Consider the following 1,501-nt stretch of genomic DNA (forward strand, 5'->3'; position numbering starts at 1 on the left):
TCCTTTTGTAGCTTTCATAATTTGACCAACTAAGAAGCCAATTGCACGGTCTTTACCGTTTTTAAAGTCTTCAATAGATTGCTCATTATTATCAAGAATTTCTGTTACAACCTTACGAAGTGTTCCTTCGTCAGAAATTTGAACCAGACCTTTCGCTTTAACGATTTCTTCTGGGTCTCCACCTTTTTCAATTAATTCATTAAATACTTTCTTCGCGATTTTAGAAGAAATTGTACCTTTTTCAATTAATTGAACCATTTTAGCTAAGCCAGCTGGTGTTAATGCAACGTCTTTTAATTCTTTTTGTTGTTTGTTTAAGTATGCAAGTACTTCACCCATTAACCAGTTTGATGTTAATTTCGCATCAGCACCGTCTGCAACTGTTGCTTCAAAGAAATCAGACATCTCTTTCGTTAATGTCAATACATGCGCATCATAAGCTGGTAAGCCAACTTCTTCAACATAGCGAGCTTTACGTGCATCTGGAAGTTCTGGAATAGAAGCACGAATTTCTTCTTTCCACTCATCGTCGATGTAAAGTTCAACTAAGTCTGGCTCTGGGAAGTAACGGTAATCGTCAGATCCTTCTTTTATACGCATTAAGATTGTTTTCTTCGTTGCTTCATCATAACGACGTGTTTCTTGTTGGATGATACCACCAGATAATAATTCTTTTTCTTGGCGCACTTGCTCATGCTCAAGACCTTTTTGCACGTAAGTGAAAGAGTTTAAGTTTTTCAGTTCTGCTTTTGTACCGAACTTCTCTTGTCCAACTGGACGAAGTGAAATATTCGCATCACAACGAAGAGAACCTTCTTCCATCTTACAATCAGATACACCTGTATATTGAATGATTGATTTTAACTTCTCTAAGTACGCATATGCTTCTTCTGGAGTACGCATATCTGGCTCAGATACGATCTCGATTAAAGGCATACCTTGACGGTTGTAGTCTACTAATGAACCGTCAGCTGCATGCGTTGATTTACCAGCATCTTCTTCTAAATGAAGACGTGTAATACCGATACGTTTCTTTTTACCGTCTACTTCGATTTCAATCCAACCATTTTCACCAATTGGCTTATCAAATTGAGAGATTTGGTAAGCTTTCGGATTATCTGGGTAGAAATAGTTTTTACGGTCGAACTTCGTTTCCGTTGCGATTTCACAGTTTAATGCCATTGCGGCTTTCATTGCAAAGTTAACTGCTTCCTTATTTAAAGTAGGAAGTACCCCTGGGTATCCTAAGTCAATTACACTTGTTTGTGTATTTGGCTCCGCTCCGAATTCTGTTGGACTCGCAGAGAAAATTTTCGAATTTGTTTTTAACTCAACGTGAACCTCTAAACCAATAATTGTTTCTAAATTCATCTATGCTCGCCTCCTTACAGACTTGCTTTTTTTGTATGATAGTCTGTTGCTTGCTCAAACGCATGTGCAACGCGGTAAATCGTCGTTTCATCGAAGTGTTTACCAATGATTTGTAGACCAAGTGGCATGT

General features: G+C 38.0%; 2 protein-coding genes. Both read right to left on the bottom strand.

Annotated elements, in window-relative coordinates; genetic code table 11:
- The coding region (gatB, locus tag AC1DJR_RS29475) for an Asp-tRNA(Asn)/Glu-tRNA(Gln) amidotransferase subunit GatB (protein ID WP_477004196.1) at window positions 1-1,371 on the bottom strand (1,371 nt) is incomplete at its 3' end.
- A gap of 14 nt (window positions 1,372-1,385) precedes the next feature.
- A partial coding sequence (locus tag AC1DJR_RS29480) for a hypothetical protein (protein ID WP_477004197.1) occupies window positions 1,386-1,501 on the bottom strand: 116 nt, incomplete at its 5' end.

This window comes from Bacillus sp. 05T31, from assembly GCF_056396725.1.